Source organism: Roseateles sp. P5_E1 (assembly GCF_054049335.1).
In genome coordinates this window covers 41,096-65,292 of the sequence record NZ_JBFUMN010000025.1, presented here as the reverse complement: position 1 = coordinate 65,292, position 24,197 = coordinate 41,096, and the positions used below count along the sequence as shown (strand labels likewise).

Genomic DNA, 24,197 nt, shown 5'->3' with positions numbered 1-24,197 from the left:
CAAACACCAAGCGCCAGAAATCGGGCAAGGGGCAAAGCCCCCTGCCCTGGCCCGTCAGGCCTCGGAACGCAGCAGCTCCGGCAACCAGCGCTTGCCCGCCAGCAGACCTTCGGCCATCCCGACCGCCTCCGCCTTCTTCAGGCGCGACACCTCACCCACGGCGTCGCCCTGCCCCGCTTCCGACAGCGCCTGGGCAATCAGCGCCTTGGGCACGCGGCCGAGATAGGTGTCTCCTGTGGCTTCCCACCAGTCGGCCATGTCGAGCGCAGCGGCCTGGGCCAGCACCTGGGCAGGCTTGGCATGGGCCGACCCGTGCAGCGCATGCGTGGTCAGCGCCGTGCAGACCACCAGCAGTTCCTGCAGCGTCTCGACAGACTGCTCCAGCATGAACGCCATCAGGTCCTTCGGGTCGGCCGGCAAGCGCACACGCCATGCATCGACGACGGTCTGCAGGCTCTTGTGCGCGGTGCTGTCGGCCATCGCGGGCGCGATCTGCAACAGCTGCCAGTTTGGGCTGCGTACCGAAACGCCCAGGGCGGTCGGCGACTCGTACTGCGCYGAGRCCCTCTCGTAGAGCAGCGGCACGGCCATCGCGTGCGTGAGTGCCGCCAGGGCCACCTGGGGCTTGCGCAGCAGCGCGACTTGTAGGGCTTCCGTCTTGTAGGCGGTCAGCTCCATTCGCAGCATGGACGAAACACCTTTTGAGGGTGCCTCCTGGTCGCCCGGGCCTTCGCCATCGGCAGCCGCACCTCGGGATGCGGGAGACGCCGCCTTCGCGCGCCACACCTTGTAGTTCCCTTGCCGTATCAGGTTGCGCTTGACGATCACACCGCCGTCCGGGCCGAGAGTCAACAGCGCACCCGCCATCGCCATCACCTCCGCAGGGCAGTAGGCAAGCTTGGACTCGATGGCGTCGATCTGCATCTGATAGGCCTGCGTCTGCTCTTCCAGCGCCTCGATGAGGTCGGCGCTGTCCGCGTCCGAATCATCCGCGTCGTACAGCGCTTCTAGCTTGTCCTCGGCGTCATCCTTCGCGCGCTGCAGTTCACCCAACGCATGCGCTTGCTCGGCCGAGGGCTCGTGCTGCTGCGTGGGTGCTTCGCAATACCGCTGCCTGACCTCGTAGTCGTACTCGAAGGCCACCTCCACCCAGGCCCAGCCGTCCTTGTCCTGTTCAGCCGCCCCCAGGGCCGTCAGCCGTTCCATCGCCAGCCGCTGCATCAGCTCAGGATCGCCGATGTGCTCCGCGTCACCCTGCTCGTTGCTGAACAGGTCGCGGATGACATGGCCACCCGCCTGCTCATAGGCTTCCAGACCCACGAACTTGACGACCGAGCCGCGCACGTTTTCGCCAACGATCACGTTGCGAATGGCGCTGGGGCTGCGGCTGTAGGCCGGCAGGCATTCCCAGGCGCCTTCCTGCTTCTCGTGCGTGTCGGCCAGCGAAAGCGCCATGAGCTGGTCCATGTTCATCTCGCCCGCGCGGTACAGCGCGAACAGCTTGGGCGACACCGTGGCGAGCTTCAGCCGACGCTTGACGGTCAGCGGCGTGAGCCCGAAGCACACGGCGATGTCCTCGGTGCCTGCGCCGGCCGCCACCATGTCAGCGAACGCCCGCACGGTGTCCGCGACGCTCATCGGCTTTTGGCCCTGGTTCTCGGCCATGCTGACCGCAATGGCGCGCTCGGCTGGCACCATGGCGCACAGCACCTCGAAATCCAGCGTGATGCGCCCGCGCTTGACCAGCGCGTGCAGTGCGCGCAAGCGCCGGCCTCCCGCAATCACGCCGTGCGTGAACAGCCGCTTGCTCTCTCGGCTCTTGCCGCGTCGGGGGCTGTCGTAGGCCAGCACCGAGAGGTTCTGCAGCAGGCCCTGCGCATCGATCAGGTCGGCCAGCTCGTCGATCTCCGCCTCGGTGGGCTCGTCTTTGCGCACGTTGCGCTCATCCAGCCGCAGGCACCGCAGCGTCAGGTACTGGAGGTTTGCTTCTTCGGTTCCTGCGCGCAGGGCAATGCTTGCTTCTTGGTGAGTCTCGGGAGGTGCGGAGGGAACGTCCGCTGTGAGGCTGTTGCTGCCGCGGGTGGTGAGGGTTTCGGTCTTGCTCATGGTTCACGCCTTTCTGCGTTGGTGGTGGGAAAACCTGCTTCCTGGAGCCGTCTCGACGGACCAGGAGCGCGGCGCCCGCCGAAGGCAACGGCCGGCCCGCAAGCCGCAGCCCGGCGCATCGCGCCGGGACCGGGTGAGGACACGGAGCGCAGCTGCACCGTTGCCTTCGGTGGGCACTGCGCTACCCGTCGATAAAGGGACGGCCCAGGAGGCAGGCCACCGCCCATGCGGAAACCGCGAGCGGGACCGACGGGTTGGCCCTTCACCACCCGCGGCAGCGCGCGGCGGGCCCAGCGGGGCCGCGGCGCACCCACACCGCGCAGCGGTGCGCTTCAGCGCCGCCAGGCGCCCGCAAGAGGGATCGACAGGGCTGCGCAGCAGTCCACGCACCGCGTGGATGAGCGCCCGGCGCGAACCCGCAAGAGCCCGGACGGCCGGCAACGCCGGCCAGGCTCGCCCAGCTCACCAGTACGGCCGAAGGCGTGGACGCCTCCCGATTTTTGGTGTACTGTATAAATACACAGTATCCAGCGAAGCGCCCGACATCGCTTCATCTCACCCACCCAGCCAGCACGCTGGCACCTCGGTCAGCGCCAGCTGGCCAGTCCAAGGAGAAGGACATGAGCAAACCGCTCTACGTCGCCTACTTCGCCATCAATCCCTATGGCGAGGACGTGCCGAACCAAGCCATGGACGCGGCCAGGAAGGCGCTGGAAGACCAGTTGGGCGTTGCCTGGCAAGTCCTAGGCGCCAAGGCCGCTTTCGAGGAAGCGGGCGGGCTGCCGGCGTACTGGGCCGGCAACCATCTGCCAAGCATCGTGCGCTGGACCACGGCAACCCAGGCGGCACTGAACGCCGCATTCAAGGCCGAACCTCCACGTCAGGCCACCATCGAAGATCTCGAGCATTTGGATGAGGCCTGCATCGACGTCATACCGGCCGCCCACTACGCGTACACGCCCAATGAATGGCTCGTTGTGTTCACCGCCCACTTCGGCATGAGCGACCACTGCGAGTCGCACGAGCAAGCGCTGAACGCAGCGCGCCACTGGCTCACCGCCGCGCCTGGCGCATGCCCAATCGCAGCGGCCGACCAGCAGATTCGCAACGGCTACCGCGCTCGCAGCCGGGCTCTCGAATCGAGCCGAGCCACGGGTGCAAACCGGCAAAGGTCAGGGACCGAGGTGCATTGCCTCGTACCCCAAACGCACGCTCAGGGAGCCACACCATGGAATTGAAACTGACCGACCCCGACAGCATCATTGCCTGGTGGCAGGTGTTCCCGGACAGGCACGACAGTTTCCTGACCTACAAGATCAGGGCCAGCCCTGAATTCGCACCGGCGATCAGCGAGGCCCGCCGTCGAATCGCCGCTGACCCAGTGCTTGCTGGTCTGCTCAGACAGGCTGAACAGCGCACCCGAGAGCACGAAGCCCGCCAGGCCGAACTCAGGGAGCCACTCAGCGCCCACGAGCTTCGACATCTCGAAGTCGCGGCCTAGACTTCCAACCAACACGGCGAGGTACCGATATGGATTCGCAAGCTTCATGGCGTCAGGACTGGGAGATTGACGAGAAGGTCAACAGCGTCGAGGTGCCAGTTGCCTGGCACCGATCAGGCCTGTGTTTCCAGATCGAGTACGACGACATCCTGTGGATCCATGGCCCCGCTGACGTGTCGAGGAGCCGCGAGAAGGAGCTCATCCTGGAGATGGGCGAGTCGGCCTTCAACGCGATGAAGGCTGAGCTCGGGCGCCAGCTCCGTCAGATGTGGCGCGAACGCGGGTACACCGACTTCTCGCCGCAAAAGAGTGATGCCAGAGCTCCATGGCGCGCCGACTGGGCCATGAACGTCGACGAAAGCGCCAGGGCGCAGGCAGTGCATTCGTCCGGCCTCGGCCTGACCATCCACCCCGACATTGACATGGGCTGTGTGCCCGTATGGGAAGCAACTGAATCCCCGCATTACGCCGACGAGAGCGCTCGCCTGAAGCGCGAGATTGGCGAAGACAAGTACGCCGAGTTCCTGGCGAATCGCCGCCATGAAGCACTGGAGCTCTGGTATGGCCTCGGCTACGGGAATGGCAATGCCTTGCGGCCAACCTCTGCTCCCATATCAGCCTCGCCCTGCCCTTCGGACGCACAGGCGCCGTACGCCCTCTGGTTTGAACTCAGCCCATTCAGCGCGGACACCGAGCCAGCGGCTCGCGACGTCGCACGCAAGATCCTGGACCGCCACTTCGGCGCCGCCAATGTGGTCGCGGCCCATCAAGCCGCGCTGGCCACCGGAAAGCGGTATGTCTGCGAGTCGGGCGCCATGCCCGAGGCGGTGCGCGCATGGCTTGCCGCGATCGGCGAGGCGTATTGGGCCGCATGGGAGGCGGCAGGACTGCCTGCCCTGACGTCAGAGCTGTCTCACGACAACCCGCAGCTCGATTGCAGCTGCGTGATGGTCGGACCCAACGGCACTCCGGAAGCCGAGCAAAAGCCGTTTGGGCTCCACAGGCGGATCTTTGACGTCTGGATCGAAGCGAGCGCCTTCGAGCCAGACGACGAGACGTCGATAGCCGACTATGCACGCGAGGCGCTCTGCACGAAGTTTGGCAGCCAGGAGGCCGTCCTCGAGGCTAAAGCCGCATGCCAGGCTGCTGGCGGCATTCACGCAGCGGAGCCGCAGCCCGATGCGGTTGTCGCGTGGCGAGCGGCCGCGCGCGAGGCCTTGGCTGAAGCGATCGAGCTCGTCACGCGATTCGACGACGAGCTGGCTGGGCGCATCCGCACTCACGCCGACTTCGAACGCTGCTTCATCGAAGTGGGGAGTCCGCGCCTGATGTCGTCGGTCTGACTGCACTTGCTGGCGCCGAGCCGCACAGCGGGCGTGCCCCGTGCTCAGCCCCAGTACTTCTCTGCTAGCAAATCGATCTCGTGCTGGACCCGGCCGGCCAAGCGCATCATTCGCTCGCGCCCAGCGGTCATCTGCTCCGTCGGGCCTGTGCCTTCGCCCTGAGCGGCGCGCCGATGGGCAGCAATGATGGCGAAGAATGCTTCTCGCTCTTCCTGGAGCGTTTGTTGCAGCACGGCCCGTTGGATCTTGTAGGCCTGCAGTGCTTCGCCGTTCTGTGCCATGGCGCCCTCCGGTCGTGACGGTCAGTCTAGGCGCGCGRAACGCTTGCTGCATCGTCACGAAGCAGCAAGCCCGGCATCAGCCGAACAGATCGCCAGTTTCCGGCCCCTTGATCTCCGCCTGCGTATTCCAGTGGTCGTCAACATCCAGGCCAGCGCGATGAGCACGCAATCCAGTCACCATGAGCACCAGCGGCAGCAAGGAAGTGAACGGAGCGGTACTTCGGCTCTGCAGCGTTATGCCGCCCCTCGCTCTGCTGAGTGGGCTGTCAGCAATGTGCCCATAGCGGAAGGTCGAGATCAACGACGGAGGACGGGGCCGCAGCGGGTGCTGCCAGTCGTGGCCTGGTCACGAATGCACGGTCACAGCTCCATAGCAGTCATCCGAGCGCTGAAACATTTGCAAGGCGCTCCAAGCGCATGCCCAGTTCCGCCCGCGGTAGCCGACGGGCCGCCACGCTAACCTGCCTCGACGCGGTCGCGCCTAGTGCGGTTCGCGGAGCAGGCAGCTGCGCCACACGTCTGGGGCGCAGCGCTGAAGCCGCCATGCCACTGCTGGTCGCGCTGGTACACATTGCTCGCCCACCATCCCGTTGCGTTTCTTGGCCTGTTCCTGTTCCTCAGTATCACGCGGCCCTATGAACGGCATCAGAGCCCGCTGATCATGCCTTAATGGACATAGGCTCAATCGCGAGATATTTACGCTCAGTGCATCGATGGGTCCGGACGTCCAGCCACTCGCCATTGCCGCCACCGAAGGTGAATCAGCATGGCTGAGGCGATGGAGAGGAACATGCTTGCGAAAGCCAGCCAGGCGTAGGGGCGCAGCGTGGGGATGCCGATGAGGATGAGGCCGTCGTTGGAGCCGGGAATCAATAGGCTGCCCCAACCCATCAGCACGCCGCCTGTGAAGCAGCGCAGCACTTGAACGATCAGAGGCCGGGCCGAGCCCCAGCGACCGGCGGTTAGGCCACCGAGCAGGGCGCCTGCATACAGCGCCAGGAACAGCAGCAGCGGCAACAGGCCTGGACCCTTTCGCGAGGCACCACTCATGCGCGCCAGGTCTGCCAGCACGTCGGTATAGGCCCAGCTGCCGGCCAGCAGCAGCGTGACGACAAAGCTCGCGCCGATGACGATGGTGGCGGCGTGCGGGGACCATACCTTTTCGCCCAACACCCGCAGGCGGCCCGGCTCCTTCAGTACGGTGAGGCCCGGCCACAGGCGCCAGCATACGTAACCAATGAACAGCGGAGCCAGCAAAGACGCAGGGCCTTCTATCGCTGAGGCGTGGGCCAGCGTCTGCGCGGCGGGGCGTGCGAAGAGGGGCTGCACGCTCAGGCAGCCGGCATAGAAGCCCAGCGGCGTGGCGGCGTAAGCCCAGTCTCCCGAGCCCAGGCGAGCGATGGCGCCGAACACGCAGGCCTGGTTGACCCAGGCGCCCAGCCCGAGGAGCGCGCCGCCTGCGACCGTCCAGGCGTTAGACGCGAAACCGGGAGGCATGCTGCCAGCCAGATGCATGAGCTGGCCGATCGCCAGGCCGCCGGCAACCCATAGCGATGCCTCCAGCATGGCGGCCAGGCGGTGGGCACGGCGGGCGGTGATGACCTCGTCCACTGCCGCCACCATGCAGGTACCACCGCGCTGGATGGCGAAGCCCATGGCGCCGACACAGAGCAAGGCCGTGAACCAGATGGCAGTCATCCTCTTTCCCGGTTCAGACGTGCTCGACCACGCCCTCGATGGGGTCGGTGGGCTCGCGCCAGGGCGAGCGCTCAATCATGCGCATCGTGTCGGCATAGCCGGCTTCGCGGCGTGCCTTAACGCCGGCCGGCGTGAAGTCGATGTCCTTGGTGTGATCCTCGCCCTCCAGCCGGGGCGCCAGCAGATGGGCCACGTGCATGGTGGTGCCGCAGCCCCAGGACGACAGCTCCTTGACGGTCGGGTCAGCCCGCTTGGACGCCGGCAGTTGCTGCGTGAGTTGGCGGATGACGTGGCGCAGGCGGTGGATCTGCTTTTGTCGCGCGATGTGGCTGTCGGCGCGGCTGGCGAACTGGATGTCCTTTTGCCGGCCCATGACCTGCCAGATGGACTCGGGCTCGGGCGCCGTCTGGTGCCACACGTTGACGGCGAAGATCAGCGAGTCGCGACGGCGGCGGTCGTCCAGCACGGCCTCGATGGGTGTGTTGGAGTACAGGCCGCCATCCCAGTAGGGCTCGCCGTCGATGCGCACGGCCGGGAAAGCCGGCGGCAGCGCGCCGGAGGCCATGACGTGCTCGACGCACAGGGCCTCGTGCTCGCTGTCGAAATAGCGCATCGCGCCGGTGCAGGCGTTGACGGCGCCCACTGTCAGCCGTGTGGGGCCATCCTGCACGCCGGCGAAGTCGACCAACTCGGCCAGCGTCTCGCGCAGCGGCTCGGTGCTGTAGTACGCGGCCGACTCCACGCCCACGTTGGCCCGCACACCGCGCAGCGCGGCCCTGCTGGGCTCGAAGAAGGCTGGGATGCCGCGCATCACCGTGGTCATGTTGGCGACCCATTTGCCCATACCCAGCCAGTCCAGCGGGCCGGCGGTGGTGACCGGCTGCTCGACGTGCTGCCAGAAGGCGTTGAGCCGCTCCATGCGGCGCTCGGGCGGGTTGCCCGCGATGAGTGCGGCGTTGATGGCGCCGATGGAAGTGCCGATGACCCAGTCGGGCTCGATGCCCGCGTCATGCAGCGCCTGGTAGACGCCCACTTGGTAGGCGCCCAGCGCCCCGCCGCCCTGCAGCACCAGCACAACCTGGCCTGGCAGGCCGTGCTGCTCCGCTGGCGGTGCGGTGCGGGCTTTGCGGGCCTTGACGGTGGAGGTCGTGGTGGCGTTCATCGGGTGTCTCTTCTTGGGTTGCTGGACAGGGTCGTGGGCGGTGGCCGCGGCCTTACATCATCTTTTCCATGGTGGCGGGCTTCTTGTCGTTGACGACGTCGGCGATGGTCAGCTCCACCGGCAGCGCGCCGACGTTCTTCCACCAGTGCTTGGTGCCCAGGAACTCGCGTGCGATGTCACCGGCCTTGTGCAAGACGGGCACGCTGCACTTGCTGCTGTACTCGTAGATCTCGCCGCTGTTGACCATGATGAGCGCGGGGCGGTCCTCGTGGCTGTGCAGGGGCACCACGCCGCCAGGGGCGATGGTCATGTGGCGCATGCGCAGGCGGCGCTGGTCGAGCTTGACGTTCTCCTTAGACAGGTCGATGGAGGCCAGCTCGGTGTCGGTCACGCCGACCGGGGCGGTGGCCGCACCTTGCAGCGCGTTGGCGGCGAGCTTGTCGGCCGGGCATTCGCCGGCATGGGCGACGCCGGCGAAGGCGATTGCGGTGATGGCAATGAGGGTCAGTTTTTGCATGGGAGTTCTCCGTGGGGGTGGGTGGGCTGAGCCCGGGCTTACTGCGCCGTCCAGCCGCCTTCGATGGGCAGGATGGCGCCAGTGATGGAGGCGGCGTCGTCGGAACAAAGGAAGGCCGTAAGGGCGGCGACCTGCTCGACGGTGACGAACTTCTTGGTGGGCTGGGCAGCCAGCAGCACGTTGCGCACGACCTCCTCGGGGCTGATGCCGCGAGCCTTGGCCGTGTCGGGGATCTGCTGCTCGACCAACGGTGTCAGCACATAGCCGGGGCAGACGGCGTTGACCGTGATGCCGCCCTCGGCCACTTCCAGGGCCACCGTCTTGGTAAAGCCGGCGACGCCGTGCTTGGCCGTCACGTAGGCCGACTTGTAGGGGCTGGCGACCAACGCATGTGCTGAGGCGATGTTGACGATGCGCCCGAAGCCCTTCTTCTTCATCGCCGGCAGCGCCAGCCGCGTGGTGTGGAAGCAGGCCGACAGGTTGATGGCCAGGATGGCGTACCACTTGTCGACGGGGAATTCGTCCACCGGCGCTACATGCTGGATGCCGGCGTTGTTGACGAGCAGGTCGATGCAGCCGAACTCGGACAGGGCCTTGCCCATCATGTCTTCGATGGCTTCGGGGCGGCTCATGTCCGCGCCGTCGTAGCGCACCTGCACGTCGTACTGCTCGGCCAGGTCGGCACGCAGCGTTGCGATCGCGGCAGCGTCGCCAAAACCGTTGAGGATGATGTTGGCGCCTTGGGCGGCCAGGGTGCGCGCAATGCCCAGGCCGATACCTGAGGTCGAGCCCGTGACGAGGGCGGTCTTGCCAATGAACATGATGCGAGTGCTCCTAGTGATTCGTGGGTTGGGCAGGCGGTGGCGTATCAACGTCCGCGGTACGCGTGAAGCGCAGATGAGTGACGTCGGCAGGGAAGAAGAGGCTCCAGGTCCACTCGACCCAGATGCGCACCTTGCGGCCCGGCGTGGGCATGCGCATGAGGTAGTAAGCCCGCCACAGCAGCCATGCAGGTAGCCCGGTGAGCTTGATGCCGGAGACCTGTGCCACACCGCGGTGATGGCCGGTCGTTGCCATCATTCCGCGCGACACATGGTTGAAGGGGCGGGTTGGCTGGCCGGCGATATGGCGTAGCAGGTTGCGCGCGAGTTGCTCGGCCTGGGCCACAGCGAACTGCGCCGTCGGCGGGCAAGGCTGGCCATCGGCCAGGTTGAGGGTCGCGGCGCAGTCGCCGACTGCCCACAGGCCGGGCCGGTCGGGCACCTGGCCATCGGAGTCGGTCACGATGCGGCCACGCAGAGTCGTGAGACCCAGGCGCTCTACCAATGGGTTGCTGCGTGCGCCGATGGTGCAGACGACGGTGGCGGCCGGCAGGCGTTCGCCGCTGGCCAGGTCAACGCCATAGGCGTCCACGTTGGCAGCACGCGCGCCCAGGCGCACGTCCACGCCGCGCTCCGCAAGCGACTTGGCGGCCGAGATGCCCAGTGTGGCCGGCAGTTCCGGCATCAGTCGGTCGCCGTCGTGCAGCAGCGAGACGCGCAGCTCGTGGGCCTTCACGCGGGGATAGCAGCGCAGTGCGCTGCGGATGAAGTCCACGACGGCACCGGCCACCTCGACGCCCGAGAAACCTCCGCCGATGACGACGAAGTGGCCCAGCGAGCGTCGATGCGCCTTGTTGTGGCTCAGCTCGATGTGGGCCAGGCGCTGCAGCAGGCGGTTGCGGATGTGCATCGCGTCGCCCACCAGCTTGAGCGGCAGCGCATGCTCGGCCAGGCCCGGGATGATGTTGAGGTTGGCGCGCTGACCGAAAGCCAGTACCAGATGGTCGAAGCTCATCTCCAGCGGGCCGGCCAGCGTGGAGCAGCTGAGGGTCTTGGCCGCGTGGTCGACACGCTCCAGCCGGCCCATGATGAAGCGGGTCGTGACCAGCATCTCGCGGATCGGCGCGATGACGTGCTCAGGGAACACGGCCGCCCCCACCACCTCGGCCAGCATGGGGTTGAAGGTGGTGTAGCTCTCTTCGCTGAGCAGCACGAGCTGCCAGCCCGGCGGCAGCTGTGCCTCCAGGCGGCGGGCCAGCGTGGTGCCGGCAAAGCCGCCGCCGGCAATGACCAGGGTCTTGAGGGGTTGGGTGGGGGTGTTCATAGGCTTGCTCGTCAACGGGGAGAAGCTTAGGAACCGGGCCCGCGGCGCGGAAATCGCAACAATTCATCGCGCCATCGGCGGCGGTTATCGGCGACGTGCTTTTTCACTGAAAGGTTTTGCGCCCGTCCTCGACCGAGGTGCGCATGGAGCTCTACCAGATCCGCTATTTCCTGGCCGTGGCCGACACGCTGAACTTCACGCGTGCGTCGGAGCGGTCCTTCGTGTCGCAGCCGGCGCTCACCAAGGCCATACAACGGCTGGAAGAGGCCATCGGCGGACGGCTTTTCGACCGCACCAAGAACTCGGTGCAGCTCACCGAGCTGGGTCGGGGCATGCTGCCCAACTTCCGCCAGATCTACGAGACGGCCAATCACGCCCGCGAAGAGGCCAGGCGCCTCACGCGCGTGCAGCGCGAGGTGGTGCGCGTAGGCGTCATGTGCACCATCGACTTCCACCAGGTGCTGCCAGGCTTCGTGGAGAGCCAGGAGGGCCGCACCGAGGTGGAACTGAGCTTTCGCGAGGGCAACCTGGAGGCGCTGACCGATGCGCTGGATCAGGGCGACGTGGACGTGGGCATCATGTGCTCTCCCTATGAGATCCCCAAGCGCTTCGCCGCCACGCCGCTGTTCAGCGAGGACTACGTGCTGGCCATCGGCGACGACCACCGCTTCAGCGGCCGCGTCAGCGTGGAGATGGCCGAGCTCAATCGCGAGCGCTATTGCGAGCGTGTGATGTGCGAGTTCTCGACCTACATCGAGCGGCTGCTGCGCGACCGCGGCGTGCGGCTGGAGGTGGTGCAGCAGTCATCGCGCGAGGACTGGATTCAGGCCTTGGTCCGCGCCAACTTCGGCGTCGCCTTCATGCCCATCTCCATCGCCCGCGCCGCTCGGCTTGCGTACGTGACCATGTCGGACGTGCCCATCGTGCGCGAGGTCAGCGTGCTGACCCAGGCCGAGCGTCCCACAAGCCCGGCGCAACAGGCCGTTATTGATTCGCTCGTGAACCACGGCTGGGAGGAGGGACGGCCGGGCTGACCCCCTAGAACCATTCCTCGACTGTTCCGCGACCGTTCGGCAAGCTGCAGGCAAGGCGGCGCTTTGTAAACTGGACCATCGCGATTGCCATGGGACCCCATGACCGACTTTGCGCTACAGGTTGAAGGCCTGCGCCCTCATCTGCTGAGGTTCGCGCGGGCTCAGTTGAGAAATGATGCATGGGCCGAGGACGCGGTGTCTGAGTGCCTGCTCGCCGCACTGGAACGCCCGCAGTCCTTTGGTGGCCAGTCCCAGCTCAAGACCTGGCTGATCGGCATCCTCAAGCACAAGCTTGTTGATCAGTTGCGCCGCAATACCCGTGAGGCGACGGTGCTCGTTGGCGAGGACGGCGAGGATCTGTTCGACGACCTATTTCAAGCCGACGGCCACTGGCGTGAAGCGCCACGCGACTGGGGTGACCCCGATGCTGCCTGCTGCCAGAAGCAATTCTTCGAGGTGCTGCAGGTCTGCTGCGAGCACCTGCCGCCTACGCAAGCCCGCGTGTTCATGATGCGCGAGTGGCTGGAGCTGGAGTCCGACGAGATCTGTCGCGAACTGGCCATCACGTCCGCCAATCTGTGGGTGCTGCTTCACCGCGCGCGCATGAGGCTGCGAGATTGCCTGCAGGTGCGCTGGTTCGACGAGGTGGCCACATGAGCCTCAAGAACACGCTCACTTGCCGCGAAGCCGCGCGCCTGCTGCTGGAAGACGAAGACCATGAAATTCCGGCCGCCGACCGTCTGGCCCTGCAACTGCATGTGCGGGTCTGCTTCGCCTGCGCGCGCTTCGTCGCCCAGCTCAACCTCATGCGACGCGCGACTCGTGCCTGGCGCAAGCACAGCGAGACTGGCGATGACGAGGCGATCATCGAGTAGGAGCATGCTGCGGCGCATAAGCCCGTAGTTGCTGTTAGCTCAACTTGCGCCGGCCCCGTGGGGGCCGTGTGCTTCACGCGCTGGTTCCAGTAGGCATTGAGTACGCGCCAAGAATCGGGTGCGGACCTGATGCCGACCTCAGCGTGAGCGCGACCTTACCCGACACCGGTCCGCCACAGCCAGCCCGCCGCCGAGCCCCTCCAACTCGGCGCGGAAGCTGTGGATGCAGACGCAGACGCAGACGCAGAAGCTTTGGTTGCTGCTCGGCGGAGCGAGCCGCCTCGGCGGCGCTCGGCCGCTCGACGCCAAAGCTAACGACGTAGAAGGTGCACGTTATGCACTTCTCGTCGAAGGCTGACGACAGAGCGGCAGCCTGCCCCGCGTAGTCGCGAGGCGCGCGGGCGCCTTACATACACGTGCGTCACCGGTTCAAGGGGCATCTCGCCAAGTAAGGACTAGGCGCGTCGGCGGACCAAACCAAGCGCCTTCACGCTCCATCCGAGGCGATCGCGTATCCCCAAGTAGCGACAGGTGCGTTTGCCGTCGCAACACATCCACCCCAAGGAAACCTCCATGAAGACCACCATGCTCCGCACCATCCTCTCTGCTGCCTTCGCCGTCGCCGCGCTGGCCCATGTACCGGCCCAGGCCGCTGCGTTGGCGAACGGCACACAGCTCAACGGCCTGTATACCAACGGTCTGTATACCAACGGTCTGTACACGAACGGGCTGTACACGAACGGCCTCGTCCTCAACGGGATTCAGATCAACGGCCTCGTCCTCAACGGGATTCAGATCAACGGCTTCGTCGTCAACGGGATTCAGATCAACGGCTTCGTCGTCAACGGGATTCAGATCAACGGCTTCGTCGTCAACGGCATGAAGTCCAACGGTACCGACCTGAGCACCCCAAGCGCCGCGTTGCCGCAAGTCGAAACCATCGTGCTGCGCGACGGCCGCAAGCTGGCAGTTCGCTGACCTGTCCCATCGGGACCCGACCATGGCCGCCATCAACACCTGGGTTCTGACTACGCTGGGTTGCGCCCTGCACGGGCTGGTGGCCGCCGCGCCGCCAATCGCGCCCGTCGCCCCGCTGCGCGCCGAGGGCACCGAGTGGGTGTTGCAGACCGAGAGCGGTGCACTGCGTTCAGCCGACCTGGTGGGCGCCGAGCTGCGCTTGGCCGGCGGCGCGGCGTTACGCATCGACAGCGTGCAACACATCAGCGGCGGCTCGGAACGCGACTGGTGGGCCCACGAGTTGTCGGTCCGGACCGAGCTGCAGGGCTGGCAGCCGCTGTGCTCACCGCACAGCGACGGCACGCACTACGCCGTGGTGCTGCCCGGGCGCGAGCAGGCCGACGGCTCGCTGAGCGAAGACGCCACGGCCTTTGCACTGAGCTGCACCAGCGGTGCCCTGGCCAAATGCCTTCGCATGGGCTATGAGCCATGGCAGACCACCCCCACCGGCGTGCCGCTGCGCAGCACCTTCAACGCATGTGCGCGCATGGTGCGCGCCGACTACGGCGGCCACGGCGTGCCCTACACCGAAAACGGACACCAGATCGATGTCTACGACCCGCTCGGCGTGCAGCGGCCAGACCTGCTGCCCGGCCAGCATTTCGAGGCGGGTTGGAGCGAGTACGGCGCGGTCTGCGTGCACCACGTGCGCGTGGAACACAAGCTCACGCTGGCTCAACTGGAATCGCTCTACCCGCGGTTGCGCGGTCGCGTCGGTGAGGTCTGCACCGAGGACTTTGCGCGCGCGCATGGCGCCCTGCTGTTCAACCGCTCGGACCCGCCCGGCACGGTGGCGCGTTGAATCAAGTTCCCGCTTAGCTTGCCCTGAACTCCATCCCCAACCCATAGAGAAGCCATGATTCGATTCCGGAAATACGCCCTTGCCTTACTGGCGACCGCAGCATCAACCGCCATGGTGGCCCCGGCCCACGCCGGGCCGGTGTCTACCCTGTACCTCACCAACGTGTCATCCAAGAGCCTTTACACGGTTCAGGGTGACGTAGTCACCGGTTCGGCGCCCACCTACTGCAACCATTGTGAACAGCCCATCGCCGTGTATGGCGACGTTCGCACCATGGGCAATGGCAGTGGCTTTGGCGGCCGCTACAACCTCGATCTGACGCAAACCGGCACGACCTATGTGCAGTCGACCAGCGTGGGCCTCGTCGATGGTGCCACCGACGGCCGGCGCAACTATGCCGTCGCAGCTGGCTTTGGCGGCAACCCCTCGGGCGTCTACTCCTTCGACCGTGAATGGGGCGACCCAACCTTGCTGTTTCTGCTGGACGACGGTGCCCGGGCCTCGGGCATCACCTACGACCCGACCAACGACACGCTTTGGCTGCAGGCCACCGTGGACACGCCGAGCGGCGCCGCAGGTGAGCTGCGGAACTATCAGATGGATGGCCGGCTGATGACTTCCCTCAGCGATTTGGTGGGTGGTGCATTGGCGATGGACTACGCCGACAACACTTTGTGGGTGGTTCGGGGGCCGACGCAGTATTTCGACCAGTACAGCCGCAGCGGCATGCTGCTGCAAACCACGTCCTATGCAGGCCTGGTCGGCAAGAACGGCACCGGCGCCGAATTCGACCTGGCTGCGGCGGCGACCACAGTGCCCGAACCGGGCAGCCTAGTCATGGCCCTTACCTCGCTGGCGGGGTTGGGAACGGTCAGCCGCAGACGCCGGAGTCGGTCCTGAAGTTCCGAGCCGGCCAATCGCCGACTTCACGACGCAGGTTGAAGCGCCAAGTCATAGCCTTGTGCAATGCGATTGATGAAGCTATCAACTCGCCCCAGCCGGCGGTCCACCCCGGGCGATGGCGGTGCGGTGGACGCTAAGCCTGGCGTCGTGCAGGCGCTCTCCTGGATCGAGCGCTGGGCCGATGCCGCCAGGTAACGGGACCCGTGGCGCGGCCTGGTGCCGTGGCTACACTCACGTCTGGGTGCTGGGCCGAACCGCGGACCAGCAGGTTGTTTGCGATGGTCGGGCCGCCTCGCGGATCAACCGCGACCATGCCCTCGATGTCTGACGACGCCGTCCAGTACACCGCCCTTGCTCTGTTCGTGCTGGCCCTGGCACATACGTTCGCAGCCAAGCAGTTCGAACGCCTTTCCCACCGCTTCCCAAGGCACGCAGGCCTGTTCCACCTCCTCGGTGAGGTGGAGGTGGTGTTCGGATTCTGGGCCATCGTGCTGATTGTCGCGATGGGCGCGATGCAAGGTGGCAGTCAAGCACTCACCTATGCGGAATCGCGCAACTACACCGAGCCGCTGTTCGTCTTCGTGGTGATGGTGGTGGCTGCTTCCCGGCCGGTTCTGCGCACCATCATCTGGGCGGTCGACGGCATCACCCGGGTCTTGCCGCTGCCCACGCCGCTGACCAGCGCCTGGCTGGGCCTGGCTGCCGTGCCGCTGCTGGGCTCGCTCATCACCGAGCCCGCGGCCATGACCATTGCCGCGCTGATGCTTGCCCCGCAGGTCTTCCGTCCCGAGGTGCCCGAGCGCCTGAAATACCTGTCCCTGGGCGTGCTGTTCGTCAATGTATCGATCGGCGGCACGCTCACCTCCTACGCCGCGCCGCCGGTGCTGATGGTTGCGAGCACCTGGCAGTGGGACAGCGCCTTCATGTTCACGCATTTCGGCTGGAAGGCGGCGGTGGCCGTGGTCACCAACACCACCATCGTGACGTTCGTGCTTCGCAAGCATCTGCTCGCCGCGCCGGTCGATGCGGCGCCAGCGGAAGCTGTCGTTCCTTTGCTGGTGGTGTTGGTGCATCTCGCGTTGCTTGCTGGTGTCGTCCTGCTCGCCCACCATCCAGTTGCGTTTCTGGGCCTCTTCCTGATGTTCCTCGGCTTCACGCAGGCCTATGAACGGCATCAAAGCCCGCTGATCCTCAAGGAGGCGCTGCTGGTGGCCTTCTTCCTGGCAGGCTTGGTTGTGCTTGGCGGTCTTCAGGGCTGGTGGTTGCAGCCCATCGTCTCGGCGCTGGAACCCTTGGCCCTGTTCTTCGGCGCGCTTGGACTGACCGCCATCACCGACAACGCGGCGCTGACCTATCTCGGCTCCCTCATTACCAGCATCTCGGAGGACGCGAAGTACATGCTGGTGGCCGGCGCCGTAGCCGGCGGGGGACTGACGGTGATCGCTAACGCGCCGAACCCGGCCGGCGTCGCACTGCTAAAGCGGGGATTCGAGGATGAATCCATTGGCGCTGGTGGGTTACTCCTGGGGGCGCTCGGCCCGACTGTTCTGGCGGCTGCCGCCTTATTGCTGCTCTGAGGCTAAGCACGGTCTCCCTGCTGCATCTTCTGCAATGGAAGGATGTGAAATGAAGCAATCAGACGAGCAACTGATTCGCGACTTGGTATCGACGTGGGTGTCGGCCATATGCGATGGCGACGCCAACGGAGTCCTTGGCGTCCTGGCTAGCGGCGCCGTATTGCTGACGCCCGGAAAGGCGCCAATGACAAAAAATGATTTCGCCAAGGCCGCCGAAGCGAAAGCCGGGAAGCTGCCCAAAGTTGCCGTGGAGCGCGAGATCCTCGAAATAGAAGTGTTGGGCGATTGGGCGTTCATGCGAACTCGCATGACTGAAACGGTTCCTTCGACCGATGGGTCGCTTCCCGCCTCTCGGGACGGCCACACGCTGACGATTTTGCGCAAAGAAGCTGGCGCCTGGAAGGTAGCCCGTGACGCAAATCTAGTTGGCCGGGTGATCTAGCAACAGCCTCACGAACTGTTCAAGGCTTCGGACGGTTTTTGTCCCAGATCGCCAGCAGGATCAGTGCGTAGGCGATAAGCCGCACCGCGTAGTTCAGCGGAGCGTCTTCGMCGACCTGCGCGCTGAGGCCCAGGTGCAGGCGATTCGCTGCCTCGATCCAGAACGACAGGGCGAAGAAGACGAAGAAGCGATCCCGAGTCCTGCGCCAGAAGCACCAGAAGAAGAGCCCGGCCACGCAGGACAGGGCAGCGGTAGCGCCATGCAGCACCGGTGTCAGCGCGGCACTCATCATTGTTCGCGCTCCATGACAAGGCCCACCACCAGCAACAGCATGGAGACAAGACCCAACGCGGCACGCCATGGCGACAGGTCAAGGTCCGGAAAGACCGTCTTGTCGAGCAGTAATAGCACGTTGTTGGCGGTCAAGCCGACAAAGCACAGGCCACTCCACAGCAGCAGCGCGAACCTGGTCCTGACATAGCTTCTCAGGAGCAGGACGGCACACAGCGCCGCGGTCATCAAGCAAAGACCAAATATCAGGACTGTCATCTCACGTCCTCCTTCTCAGCCGGAATGCCTCTGCGAAACGCTGCGCACTTCGCTGTGTCTTGTCGTGGATCAGCTCCGTCACGCCGATAAGGTCTCCGGCGTAGATCTCGGCAAGTTTCACAAGCGTATCCCTGAGTGCTTTCTCGGGCGCGTACCGAAATCGTCCTTCATCCTCCTGCACGACGCCGGCGGCACACATGGCCTCCAGTAGTTCGGTGGCCGTCGCGGCCGAAACGTACAGCGCCCTGGCAATGTCATCGGCAGACCTGAGTACATCGGGTTGTCGATGGAACTGCAGGACAGCTTCAAGGTAGGGCACCGACGGAATGGCGGTCAGGATGAAGCGCCTGACGTCGTCGGGGACGGCATCGTCTTTCATGGTCCGCGAGGCGCCAATCGTCCCAGTTGAGCCAACATCAGGGACGGGTAGAGCGGTTGACTGATCCATCGAGATACCAGGCTGGCGCCAAGCGCGGCGGCCATCAGCGTCAGCACCATGGCGTGGCCATCGACCATCTCCATGACGATGATGAAGGCGGTCAGAGGAGCTTGGGTCACCGCCGCGAGGAAACCGGCCATGCCCAATGCAATGAGGGCGGCGGAATTTCCTTCAAACCCAGTGAAGACCGCGATGTCCGTCCCAATACCTGCGCCGATGGCCAGCGACGGCGCGAACACTCCGCCCGGCACTCCCGACAAGACGGCCAGCCAGGTGGCGACGAAGCGCAGCGTGACGTACAGCAGTGGCAGGTCCGTGTGGCCATCTAGCAGGTGCCGCGTGTACTCATAGCCGCTGCCAAAGCTCGAGCCGCCACTGACCCAGCCGATGAGCGCAATGGCCAAGCCGCACCCTGCTGCGAACCCTACCGGATGCGACTGACGCCAAGAGCCGATACGCCCCTTGAAGTCGGTCAGCGACGCATGCAGCAGCCTGGAAAAGACGCCACCGAGCGAACCGCTGGCCAGAATGACCAGCAGCGCAGGCATCAGGAACYCTGGCTCCAGCTTCGGCACCCGGATCACGCCAAAGTAGGTGGAGTTGCCAAACGCCGAGACGGCCATCAAGCCTGCGAGCACGATGGCTGCGATGATGAGCCCGCTGTTGCGCTGCTCGAACCGTCGGCTCAGCTCCTCGATGGCGAACATGATGCCAGCCAGTGGCGCGTTGAAGGCTGCCGCAATCCCGGCGGCGCCGCCTGCGACCAGCAGACCATGCGTCGACACGGGCGTCCCTTCCGGCACATAGCGCCTGGCATGGTGCATGACGCCGGCGGCGATCTGCACCGATGGCCCTTCGCGACCGATCGCAAGGCCACCCAGCAGCCCACCAGCCGTCAAGAGCGCCTTTGCCGCGCTCAGACGCAGCGAGACGAACAACCCGCGCTCTCGGTCGTTGACGGCAGGATCTAGCGCCGCCATGACCTGCGGAATGCCCGAGCCCGCCGCGCCGGTGGCGAAGCGTCTCGTGAGCCAAACCAGCGTCGCCAGCCAGGTGGGCGTCCAGAGGAAGGGCAACCACGCCGCTTTAGATGAGAGCCAGCCAAAGGCGTACAACGCCTGTTCGCAGAGCCATGTGAAACCGACTACCGACAGCCCGGCCAGCACCGCGAATGTCAGCACGATCAGGCGGCCAACCCAGATCCGCCAGTCGCCCAGGTCATTACGAATCGACGCCACAACGTCAGGCTGGGCGACATGCTTCGTTCTGGGATGGTGATGCTGCACGACTGCTTGCCGATAAATGTTTGTACAAATGTATATGCTAGGCTCTTGCTGTCACAACCTTTGACTGGCTCTGTTGAACTGAGATGAACAAGTTCCGCATTCGTGCGGCCCTTGCCGCTATCGCCACGTCGGTGACGGCTTGCACCAGCACGGTGGTGGAGCCGCTAGGAACCATCGTGGTCGCACCTCTGCCGCCAGCAGCTTCGGCGCCGCTCCCAAAGCCCAAGGCGGAGCCGGCGGCTCAAGTCATCAAGGTGTTGCCGCCTCATCTCGACCCGGACAGTGAGCTGTACCGGCACCGCAGCGTGTTCTTCACCTTCGACCAGTCGACGCTGCGGGCGCAGGCCCGATCCGTGGTCGAGGCTCATGGCATCTACCTCTGGCGATATCCGGAGTTGCACGTTCGGGTGGAAGGCAACACGGACGACCGTGGCGGCCGCGAATACAACCTCGCGCTCGGACAGCGAAGGGCCGAAGCCGTCAGGGCGGCGATGCGCTTGCTCGGTGCGCGGGACGAACAGATCGAGACCGTCAGCTACGGGGAAGAGAAGCCTCGCAGGCAGGGCACCAACGAAGCTTCCCGTGCGCACAACCGGCGGGCAGACATCGTCTACCGCAGGACCTCCAGATAGAGAGGCGCGACAGCTCTCGAGCGGCCGCCAGACCGTCTGCCGGGAAGCCAGCTTCGGGCGCCGCGAAGTGCTCCGGTGTCGATCGAGCCGTCTCTATGATTTCGCAATGGTCACTCGACGTACAACCAGCACCAAGGAAGCCGCTCCGGACGACGCCCAGGGGGAGGATGCCGCGCAAGTTTTGCGGCAGTTCAGGCAGGTGCTGAACGCCGTCAAGACGCATTTCCAACAGATCGAGAAGAAGTCCGGGCTGGGCGGGGCGCAGGTCTGGGCGCTGTCGCTGGTTCAGCAGCACCCTGGCATTGGAGTTGGTGAACTGGCGCGGGCCATGGACATCAACCCGTCTACGGCCAGCAATCTCGTCAAGCTGCTGACCGAGCGCGGCATGGTGGCGGGACGAAAGGATGGTGTTGATCGCAGGGCGGTTCAGCTTCACATCCTGCAGGAGGGAGCGAAGGCGCTCAAGCGTGCACCGGGGCCGTTTTCCGGCGTGCTGCCAGAGGCCTTGAAGTCGCTGGACAAGGCGAGCCTGCGCAGGCTGCGCAAAGACCTGGCGCAGCTCATTGTCGTGATGGATGCCGACGAAAAGGCAGCACAGATTCCGTTGGGCGAAATGTGAGCGCTTCGGCGTGGCTCGCCAGAGCCGGTGGCACCGACGTGTGCGGATTGCCGCGAATGCTGTCCCAAGCGCCGTCGATACGCACTAGGCTGGCTGCTGTCCTTAAGAGTTGGTGTCGGAGGGTCAGCAATGTGCCCATAGCAGACCTCGGTCGAACTACACGTCCAGGCTGGGAGCTGTCGCTCGCGAAGATCCTGGTAGCGACAGCTTCGGATTCATTGCGACCTTCAGCACCTGCACTACATCCATCGGTTCTCCGCTGGAGTGGGCGGTTCATCCAACGAAGCGATCAGCTCCGTCCCGCATGCCATTCCACATCGCGTATCTCACAGTTTTTCGACCAAGGCCCGAGCCGCGCGCCAGTCGACGGTGCTGCAGCCTTCAGTGAATTGCGCGAACACGGGTTCAAGGATAGCTCTGGCCTCGCGCGTTCGACCCTGTGCCTGCCAGTGGCGCGCGAGACTGGTCGCGGTGCGCAGTTCCCATGATGCCGCTTCCTGTTCTCGTGCAAGGGTGAGCGATCGTCGCAGCAGCGCTTCGCCGCGGACGCCGGCATCGGTCGAGCACTCGCGCAACGCGCGCTCTCCCTGTAGGCGCAAGGCTTCTGCTGCGCACCATCCAACCATGCCGGACTCGACGCGCTGGATGCAGCGTGGCGTTAGCCAGCGGTCATCAAGGGTGGCCAGGTGGTCGGCCAGCACCGGCTCGGGCTCCTCAAACCATTTTGCGTCGGCGGCCGCTGGAACCTTGCCCCCGTCGCGCAACGCCACCATGGCGCGCAGCCCCCGGCTCCAGCGCAGCCAGTGTGAGAACCCGAGCAGCTTTTCCAGGTCAACCAGCTGGCCGGCCAAAAACCTGGCCCGTTCGGCAAGGCCGCTCCACATGGCGATGACGAGCGCGCCCATGACGATGACCTGGCACTGCGCCAAGGGCGAATCGGTGAGCGCCTGCTCGATCGCCTCCTCCGCCATCGCTGCGGCGCTGTCGGGGCGGCCCTGCATCCACAGAGCCCGTGCGAGCATCACGCGCATGGACACGCGCAGCTCGACAGGCGACGGGTTGTAGCTCAAGGGAATTGTTCGCCAAGCCTCGTCCAGTACGCCGCGTGCCTTTGCGGCGGCCAGGGTGTGTCGGCCCGCAAAGTGCAGCGTCTGCGCCTGGATTCGCCGCGACACGAGACTGGCCACCGGGTCGCCGATGGCGTCGGCGAGCTGCTCCATCTTGTCCGCCCAGACAGCACCGTCCTTGAAATCACCGCGGAACACGGCCATGGCCCACATGCCGTTGAAGCCGGAGAAGCGTTGGATCATCTCGTCGGCGTCCGTCAGCGAGGCCGCCGCGGTCTCAAGCACGGGAACAAGGGAGACGCCACTGCCCGTACCCAGGCAGGCGATTAGAAACGTCAGCCGCTTTCGTCGCGCATCCGCACCGGCCATCTCCAACGCCGAGGACGGGTTGTCCGCCTGGTGCGCAATGGCGTCGATCGCCAGCTTCACGCGATCCGTGAATTCGTCGACCAGAAGCATCTGGCGCCCGATAGCGAAGCCGGCGATCGTCAGTTCAACGCCCAGCGCGACATCGCCTTCTGGCGTGAAGGCCCAGTCGAGCGCAGCGCGGATGTCGTCGATCAGCGGCGAGTAGCGCGACATCCACTGCTGCCGGGTCATGCGGTTCCAGGCGGCGTCTGCTTCCGCCAGAACGCCCGCTAGCCAGCGCGCGTGGCGCAGGCTCGCGGCCTGGCGCTCTCTGGCCTCATCCAGCTTTTGGCCGGCATAGGCACGGGTGGTGTCGAGCAGGCGCCGCTGGTCAGGATCGTCGCCGCGGCCCGGTGCGACCAGCGACTTGGCGACGAGATCCAGCACGATTTCCTGGACATCCTCGGCGCCGATCATGGCGTCGGCCACGACCTGCTCCGCCATCTCCGTGTTGAAGCCGCTGCGGAACACCGACAGTCGCCGCAGCACCATCTGCTCCAAGGGCGAAAGCAGGCGGTAGCTCCAATCCAGCAGGGCCGCTAGCGTGTTGTGCCGCGCCGGTGCATGGCGGCGCCGAACCGGCAAGTGCAGCAGCAGGCTCTCGAGCCGTTGTGACAAACCGGCAAGGCCCAGCGCGTCCACTCGTGCGGCGACGATCTCGATGGCCAGAGCGATGCCGTCAAGGCGTGTGCACAGCGAGATGAGCAGCGGGACATCGGCGTCCGTCAGCGTGAAGCCGGGAGCCGCGGCGCTCGCGCGCTCGACGAAGAGGCGAAGCGCGGGAAAATCCATCGCCTGGCTGACGGAGACCACCTCGTCCGCTTGCGGCAGGCGCATCGGGCCGAGCCGGTAGAGCCATTCGCCGCGGGCGCGCAGCGGCTCGCGGCTGGTCGCGAGCACGGCAACCCTGGAGCCGGCGCCACCGAGCGCCTCCGCCAACTCTGCGGCCGAGGCGATCACGTGCTCGCAGCTGTCCAGCATGACGAGCGCGCGACGCTCGTGAGCCCATTGCTGCAGCACGATGTGAGCGGAGGTGTAGTCGGTCAGACAACCCACCGTCGAGGCGACTCGCTGCGCCAACAGGCTTGGATCGACGACCGGTGAGAGATCAACGACGTAGATCCCGTCCGGATAGTCCGCAGCTGCTGCATGCAGGGCCGCCAACGCAACCGTGGTCTTGCCCATGCCGCCCGCAGCCAGGATCGTCACGAAGCGGTGGGCCTTCAACTGCGCAACGACGCGGGCGATCGCCTCCTCGCGACCGAGGACGTCCAGGCGCCTGGCAGGAAGGGCTGTATGCGGCGCACTGGCGCGGCTGGCGTCCACGAGGGCAAAGCGCGGTTCCGCGTCGTCGGGATACCACGCGACGTACCAGGCATTCGAGTGCAGGCCGAGCGCGTTGTTGATGTCGCCCACCCGAGAGCAGAGGTCTTCGATATCGCATCCCGCATCGGCCAAGCCCGATGCGACCAGTTGCGCCACCGACAAGCCAGTCGGCGCGGCCGCGATCGCGGCAAGCAGTGCGACCTCAGGCCCGTCCAGGGCGACAGCGCGGGCGCCGACATGCAGGCCGAGCGGTGCACCGGTCAACAGAAAGGGCCCGAAGGCGAGGGTCTCGGTCGCGCTCATGACCTAGGTGGTGAGTTCGTCGGTTGCCGACGCTGGCTCCCGGAGCGCTCAAAGCGATCGGGTGCGGTGTCGACCGGATTGCGAGGGATCCAAGGCCAGAAACCTGGCGTCGCCTTGCCGCGTCTTTGCGGTCTCCATGGTCGCATCCATGCGTCAGCCGAGGCG

27 protein-coding genes are annotated in these 24,197 nt (G+C 65.6%); 14 read left to right on the top strand and 13 right to left on the bottom strand.

Going from position 1 to position 24,197, the window contains the following annotated elements:
• Positions 1-54: 54 nt before the first annotated feature.
• The gene (locus ACXJKJ_RS18490; RefSeq protein ID WP_457391518.1) at positions 55-2,106 is read right to left on the bottom strand and encodes a ParB/RepB/Spo0J family partition protein; all 2,052 of its coding nucleotides are present in this window, start codon (positions 2,104-2,106) and stop codon (positions 55-57) included.
• 620 nt (positions 2,107-2,726) lie between these two features.
• On the opposite strand from ACXJKJ_RS18490, the gene ACXJKJ_RS18485 reads away from it, so the two are divergent.
• From ACXJKJ_RS18485 to ACXJKJ_RS18475, 3 genes are read left to right on the top strand one after another with little or no spacing between them, the layout of a single operon-like run.
• Entirely contained in the window at positions 2,727-3,344 is a 618-nt protein-coding gene (locus ACXJKJ_RS18485; RefSeq protein ID WP_457325907.1) for a hypothetical protein, read from the top strand.
• Positions 3,335-3,607: a hypothetical protein gene (locus ACXJKJ_RS18480; RefSeq protein ID WP_457391516.1), complete on the top strand. Its 273-nt coding sequence runs from the start codon at positions 3,335-3,337 to the stop codon at positions 3,605-3,607. Before ACXJKJ_RS18485 ends, ACXJKJ_RS18480 begins: the two co-directional genes overlap by 10 nt.
• Before the next feature lie 29 nt (positions 3,608-3,636).
• On the top strand, positions 3,637-4,950 hold the full coding sequence (locus tag ACXJKJ_RS18475) for a hypothetical protein (protein WP_457391515.1): 1,314 nt from the start codon (positions 3,637-3,639) through the stop codon (positions 4,948-4,950).
• A gap of 44 nt (positions 4,951-4,994) precedes the next feature.
• Here the strand turns inward: ACXJKJ_RS18475 and ACXJKJ_RS18470 are convergent, their stop codons facing one another.
• From ACXJKJ_RS18470 to ACXJKJ_RS18440, 7 genes are all read right to left on the bottom strand, one after another.
• Entirely contained in the window at positions 4,995-5,231 is a 237-nt protein-coding gene (locus tag ACXJKJ_RS18470; protein WP_457391513.1) for a hypothetical protein, read from the bottom strand.
• A gap of 76 nt (positions 5,232-5,307) precedes the next feature.
• A complete protein-coding gene (locus ACXJKJ_RS18465; RefSeq protein ID WP_457356074.1) occupies positions 5,308-5,430 on the bottom strand; it encodes a hypothetical protein in 123 nt (40 codons plus the stop codon).
• Between the two features lie 503 nt (positions 5,431-5,933).
• Entirely contained in the window at positions 5,934-6,929 is a 996-nt protein-coding gene (locus ACXJKJ_RS18460; protein ID WP_457391511.1) for a YeeE/YedE thiosulfate transporter family protein, read from the bottom strand.
• A gap of 13 nt (positions 6,930-6,942) precedes the next feature.
• Positions 6,943-8,091, bottom strand: a complete 1,149-nt coding sequence (locus ACXJKJ_RS18455) for a patatin-like phospholipase family protein (RefSeq protein ID WP_457391509.1) — start codon at positions 8,089-8,091, stop codon at positions 6,943-6,945.
• A gap of 52 nt (positions 8,092-8,143) precedes the next feature.
• Positions 8,144-8,608: a cupin domain-containing protein gene (locus ACXJKJ_RS18450; protein ID WP_457391507.1), complete on the bottom strand. Its 465-nt coding sequence runs from the start codon at positions 8,606-8,608 to the stop codon at positions 8,144-8,146.
• Positions 8,609-8,646: 38 nt separating this feature from the next.
• On the bottom strand, positions 8,647-9,429 hold the full coding sequence (locus ACXJKJ_RS18445) for a 3-hydroxybutyrate dehydrogenase (protein ID WP_457391505.1): 783 nt from the start codon (positions 9,427-9,429) through the stop codon (positions 8,647-8,649).
• A gap of 13 nt (positions 9,430-9,442) precedes the next feature.
• On the bottom strand, positions 9,443-10,753 hold the full coding sequence (locus ACXJKJ_RS18440) for an NAD(P)/FAD-dependent oxidoreductase (RefSeq protein ID WP_457391504.1): 1,311 nt from the start codon (positions 10,751-10,753) through the stop codon (positions 9,443-9,445).
• Between the two features lie 116 nt (positions 10,754-10,869).
• Here ACXJKJ_RS18440 and ACXJKJ_RS18435 point away from each other — a divergent pair, with 116 nt between their 5' ends.
• The 9 genes from ACXJKJ_RS18435 to ACXJKJ_RS18395 all read left to right on the top strand — a co-directional run bounded on the left by ACXJKJ_RS18435 (position 10,870) and on the right by ACXJKJ_RS18395 (position 17,403).
• Complete coding sequence (locus tag ACXJKJ_RS18435; protein WP_457356258.1) at positions 10,870-11,787, top strand: LysR family transcriptional regulator; 918 nt, start codon at positions 10,870-10,872, stop codon at positions 11,785-11,787.
• A gap of 99 nt (positions 11,788-11,886) precedes the next feature.
• Positions 11,887-12,444: a sigma-70 family RNA polymerase sigma factor gene (locus tag ACXJKJ_RS18430; RefSeq protein WP_457356259.1), complete on the top strand. Its 558-nt coding sequence runs from the start codon at positions 11,887-11,889 to the stop codon at positions 12,442-12,444.
• Positions 12,441-12,662 carry an anti-sigma factor family protein gene (locus ACXJKJ_RS18425; protein ID WP_057298845.1) on the top strand — a complete coding sequence of 74 codons (222 nt, stop codon included), beginning with the start codon at positions 12,441-12,443 and terminating at the stop codon, positions 12,660-12,662. Before ACXJKJ_RS18430 ends, ACXJKJ_RS18425 begins: the two co-directional genes overlap by 4 nt.
• A gap of 223 nt (positions 12,663-12,885) precedes the next feature.
• Positions 12,886-13,020 (top strand): hypothetical protein, encoded by a 135-nt coding sequence (locus ACXJKJ_RS18420; protein WP_457356260.1) that lies wholly within the window; start codon positions 12,886-12,888, stop codon positions 13,018-13,020.
• Positions 13,021-13,235: 215 nt separating this feature from the next.
• Positions 13,236-13,640, top strand: coding sequence for a hypothetical protein (locus ACXJKJ_RS18415; RefSeq protein WP_457391503.1), 405 nt, complete (start codon positions 13,236-13,238; stop codon positions 13,638-13,640).
• Positions 13,641-13,662: 22 nt separating this feature from the next.
• A complete protein-coding gene (locus tag ACXJKJ_RS18410; protein ID WP_457391501.1) occupies positions 13,663-14,481 on the top strand; it encodes an ADYC domain-containing protein in 819 nt (272 codons plus the stop codon).
• A 54-nt stretch (positions 14,482-14,535) separates the two neighbouring features.
• A complete protein-coding gene (locus ACXJKJ_RS18405; RefSeq protein ID WP_457391500.1) occupies positions 14,536-15,381 on the top strand; it encodes a PEP-CTERM sorting domain-containing protein in 846 nt (281 codons plus the stop codon).
• Between the two features lie 323 nt (positions 15,382-15,704).
• Positions 15,705-16,961, top strand: a complete 1,257-nt coding sequence (locus ACXJKJ_RS18400) for a putative Na+/H+ antiporter (protein WP_457391498.1) — start codon at positions 15,705-15,707, stop codon at positions 16,959-16,961.
• Positions 16,962-17,010: 49 nt separating this feature from the next.
• Positions 17,011-17,403, top strand: a complete 393-nt coding sequence (locus ACXJKJ_RS18395; protein ID WP_457391497.1) for a YybH family protein — start codon at positions 17,011-17,013, stop codon at positions 17,401-17,403.
• Positions 17,404-17,422: 19 nt separating this feature from the next.
• On the opposite strand, the gene ACXJKJ_RS18390 is transcribed toward ACXJKJ_RS18395, so the two are convergent.
• The 4 genes from ACXJKJ_RS18390 to ACXJKJ_RS18375 are packed head-to-tail and all read right to left on the bottom strand — an operon-like array spanning position 17,423 to position 19,677.
• Positions 17,423-17,692, bottom strand: coding sequence for a DUF5985 family protein (locus ACXJKJ_RS18390; RefSeq protein WP_457391496.1), 270 nt, complete (start codon positions 17,690-17,692; stop codon positions 17,423-17,425).
• A complete protein-coding gene (locus ACXJKJ_RS18385) occupies positions 17,692-17,952 on the bottom strand; it encodes a DUF5985 family protein (protein WP_457391495.1) in 261 nt (86 codons plus the stop codon). Before ACXJKJ_RS18385 ends, ACXJKJ_RS18390 begins: the two co-directional genes overlap by 1 nt.
• A gap of 1 nt (position 17,953) precedes the next feature.
• Positions 17,954-18,331, bottom strand: a complete 378-nt coding sequence (locus tag ACXJKJ_RS18380) for a hypothetical protein (RefSeq protein ID WP_457391493.1) — start codon at positions 18,329-18,331, stop codon at positions 17,954-17,956.
• A complete protein-coding gene (locus tag ACXJKJ_RS18375; RefSeq protein ID WP_457391491.1) occupies positions 18,328-19,677 on the bottom strand; it encodes a chloride channel protein in 1,350 nt (449 codons plus the stop codon). The genes ACXJKJ_RS18380 and ACXJKJ_RS18375 overlap by 4 nt, the downstream gene beginning before the upstream one ends.
• An 83-nt stretch (positions 19,678-19,760) precedes the next feature.
• On the opposite strand from ACXJKJ_RS18375, the gene pal reads away from it, so the two are divergent.
• A complete protein-coding gene (gene pal, locus ACXJKJ_RS18370) occupies positions 19,761-20,309 on the top strand; it encodes a peptidoglycan-associated lipoprotein Pal (RefSeq protein ID WP_457391490.1) in 549 nt (182 codons plus the stop codon).
• 106 nt (positions 20,310-20,415) lie between these two features.
• On the top strand, positions 20,416-20,928 hold the full coding sequence (locus tag ACXJKJ_RS18365; RefSeq protein WP_457391488.1) for a MarR family winged helix-turn-helix transcriptional regulator: 513 nt from the start codon (positions 20,416-20,418) through the stop codon (positions 20,926-20,928).
• Positions 20,929-21,254: 326 nt separating this feature from the next.
• Here the strand turns inward: ACXJKJ_RS18365 and ACXJKJ_RS18360 are convergent, their stop codons facing one another.
• On the bottom strand, positions 21,255-24,032 hold the full coding sequence (locus ACXJKJ_RS18360) for an ATP-binding protein (RefSeq protein ID WP_457391487.1): 2,778 nt from the start codon (positions 24,030-24,032) through the stop codon (positions 21,255-21,257).
• Between the last annotated feature and the right edge of the window lie 165 nt (positions 24,033-24,197).

Excerpts from the sequence above, each read along its gene's own strand:
- ACXJKJ_RS18485 (WP_457325907.1), top strand. The coding sequence starts at position 2,727 with ATGAGCAAACCGCTCTACGTCGCCTACTTCGCCATCAATCCCTATGGC.
- ACXJKJ_RS18480 (WP_457391516.1), top strand. The coding sequence starts at position 3,335 with ATGGAATTGAAACTGACCGACCCCGACAGCATCATTGCCTGGTGGCAG.
- ACXJKJ_RS18475 (WP_457391515.1), top strand. The coding sequence starts at position 3,637 with ATGGATTCGCAAGCTTCATGGCGTCAGGACTGGGAGATTGACGAGAAG.
- ACXJKJ_RS18470 (WP_457391513.1), bottom strand. The coding sequence starts at position 5,231 with ATGGCACAGAACGGCGAAGCACTGCAGGCCTACAAGATCCAACGGGCC.
- ACXJKJ_RS18460 (WP_457391511.1), bottom strand. The coding sequence starts at position 6,929 with ATGACTGCCATCTGGTTCACGGCCTTGCTCTGTGTCGGCGCCATGGGC.
- ACXJKJ_RS18455 (WP_457391509.1), bottom strand. The coding sequence starts at position 8,091 with ATGAACGCCACCACGACCTCCACCGTCAAGGCCCGCAAAGCCCGCACC.
- ACXJKJ_RS18450 (WP_457391507.1), bottom strand. The coding sequence starts at position 8,608 with ATGCAAAAACTGACCCTCATTGCCATCACCGCAATCGCCTTCGCCGGC.
- ACXJKJ_RS18445 (WP_457391505.1), bottom strand. The coding sequence starts at position 9,429 with ATGTTCATTGGCAAGACCGCCCTCGTCACGGGCTCGACCTCAGGTATC.
- ACXJKJ_RS18440 (WP_457391504.1), bottom strand. The coding sequence starts at position 10,753 with ATGAACACCCCCACCCAACCCCTCAAGACCCTGGTCATTGCCGGCGGC.
- ACXJKJ_RS18430 (WP_457356259.1), top strand. The coding sequence starts at position 11,887 with ATGACCGACTTTGCGCTACAGGTTGAAGGCCTGCGCCCTCATCTGCTG.
- ACXJKJ_RS18425 (WP_057298845.1), top strand. The coding sequence starts at position 12,441 with ATGAGCCTCAAGAACACGCTCACTTGCCGCGAAGCCGCGCGCCTGCTG.
- ACXJKJ_RS18420 (WP_457356260.1), top strand. The coding sequence starts at position 12,886 with ATGCAGACGCAGACGCAGACGCAGAAGCTTTGGTTGCTGCTCGGCGGA.
- ACXJKJ_RS18415 (WP_457391503.1), top strand. The coding sequence starts at position 13,236 with ATGAAGACCACCATGCTCCGCACCATCCTCTCTGCTGCCTTCGCCGTC.
- ACXJKJ_RS18410 (WP_457391501.1), top strand. The coding sequence starts at position 13,663 with ATGGCCGCCATCAACACCTGGGTTCTGACTACGCTGGGTTGCGCCCTG.
- ACXJKJ_RS18405 (WP_457391500.1), top strand. The coding sequence starts at position 14,536 with ATGATTCGATTCCGGAAATACGCCCTTGCCTTACTGGCGACCGCAGCA.
- ACXJKJ_RS18400 (WP_457391498.1), top strand. The coding sequence starts at position 15,705 with ATGTCTGACGACGCCGTCCAGTACACCGCCCTTGCTCTGTTCGTGCTG.
- ACXJKJ_RS18395 (WP_457391497.1), top strand. The coding sequence starts at position 17,011 with ATGAAGCAATCAGACGAGCAACTGATTCGCGACTTGGTATCGACGTGG.
- ACXJKJ_RS18385 (WP_457391495.1), bottom strand. The coding sequence starts at position 17,952 with ATGACAGTCCTGATATTTGGTCTTTGCTTGATGACCGCGGCGCTGTGT.
- ACXJKJ_RS18380 (WP_457391493.1), bottom strand. The coding sequence starts at position 18,331 with ATGAAAGACGATGCCGTCCCCGACGACGTCAGGCGCTTCATCCTGACC.
- pal (WP_457391490.1), top strand. The coding sequence starts at position 19,761 with ATGAACAAGTTCCGCATTCGTGCGGCCCTTGCCGCTATCGCCACGTCG.
- ACXJKJ_RS18365 (WP_457391488.1), top strand. The coding sequence starts at position 20,416 with ATGGTCACTCGACGTACAACCAGCACCAAGGAAGCCGCTCCGGACGAC.
- ACXJKJ_RS18360 (WP_457391487.1), bottom strand. The coding sequence starts at position 24,032 with ATGAGCGCGACCGAGACCCTCGCCTTCGGGCCCTTTCTGTTGACCGGT.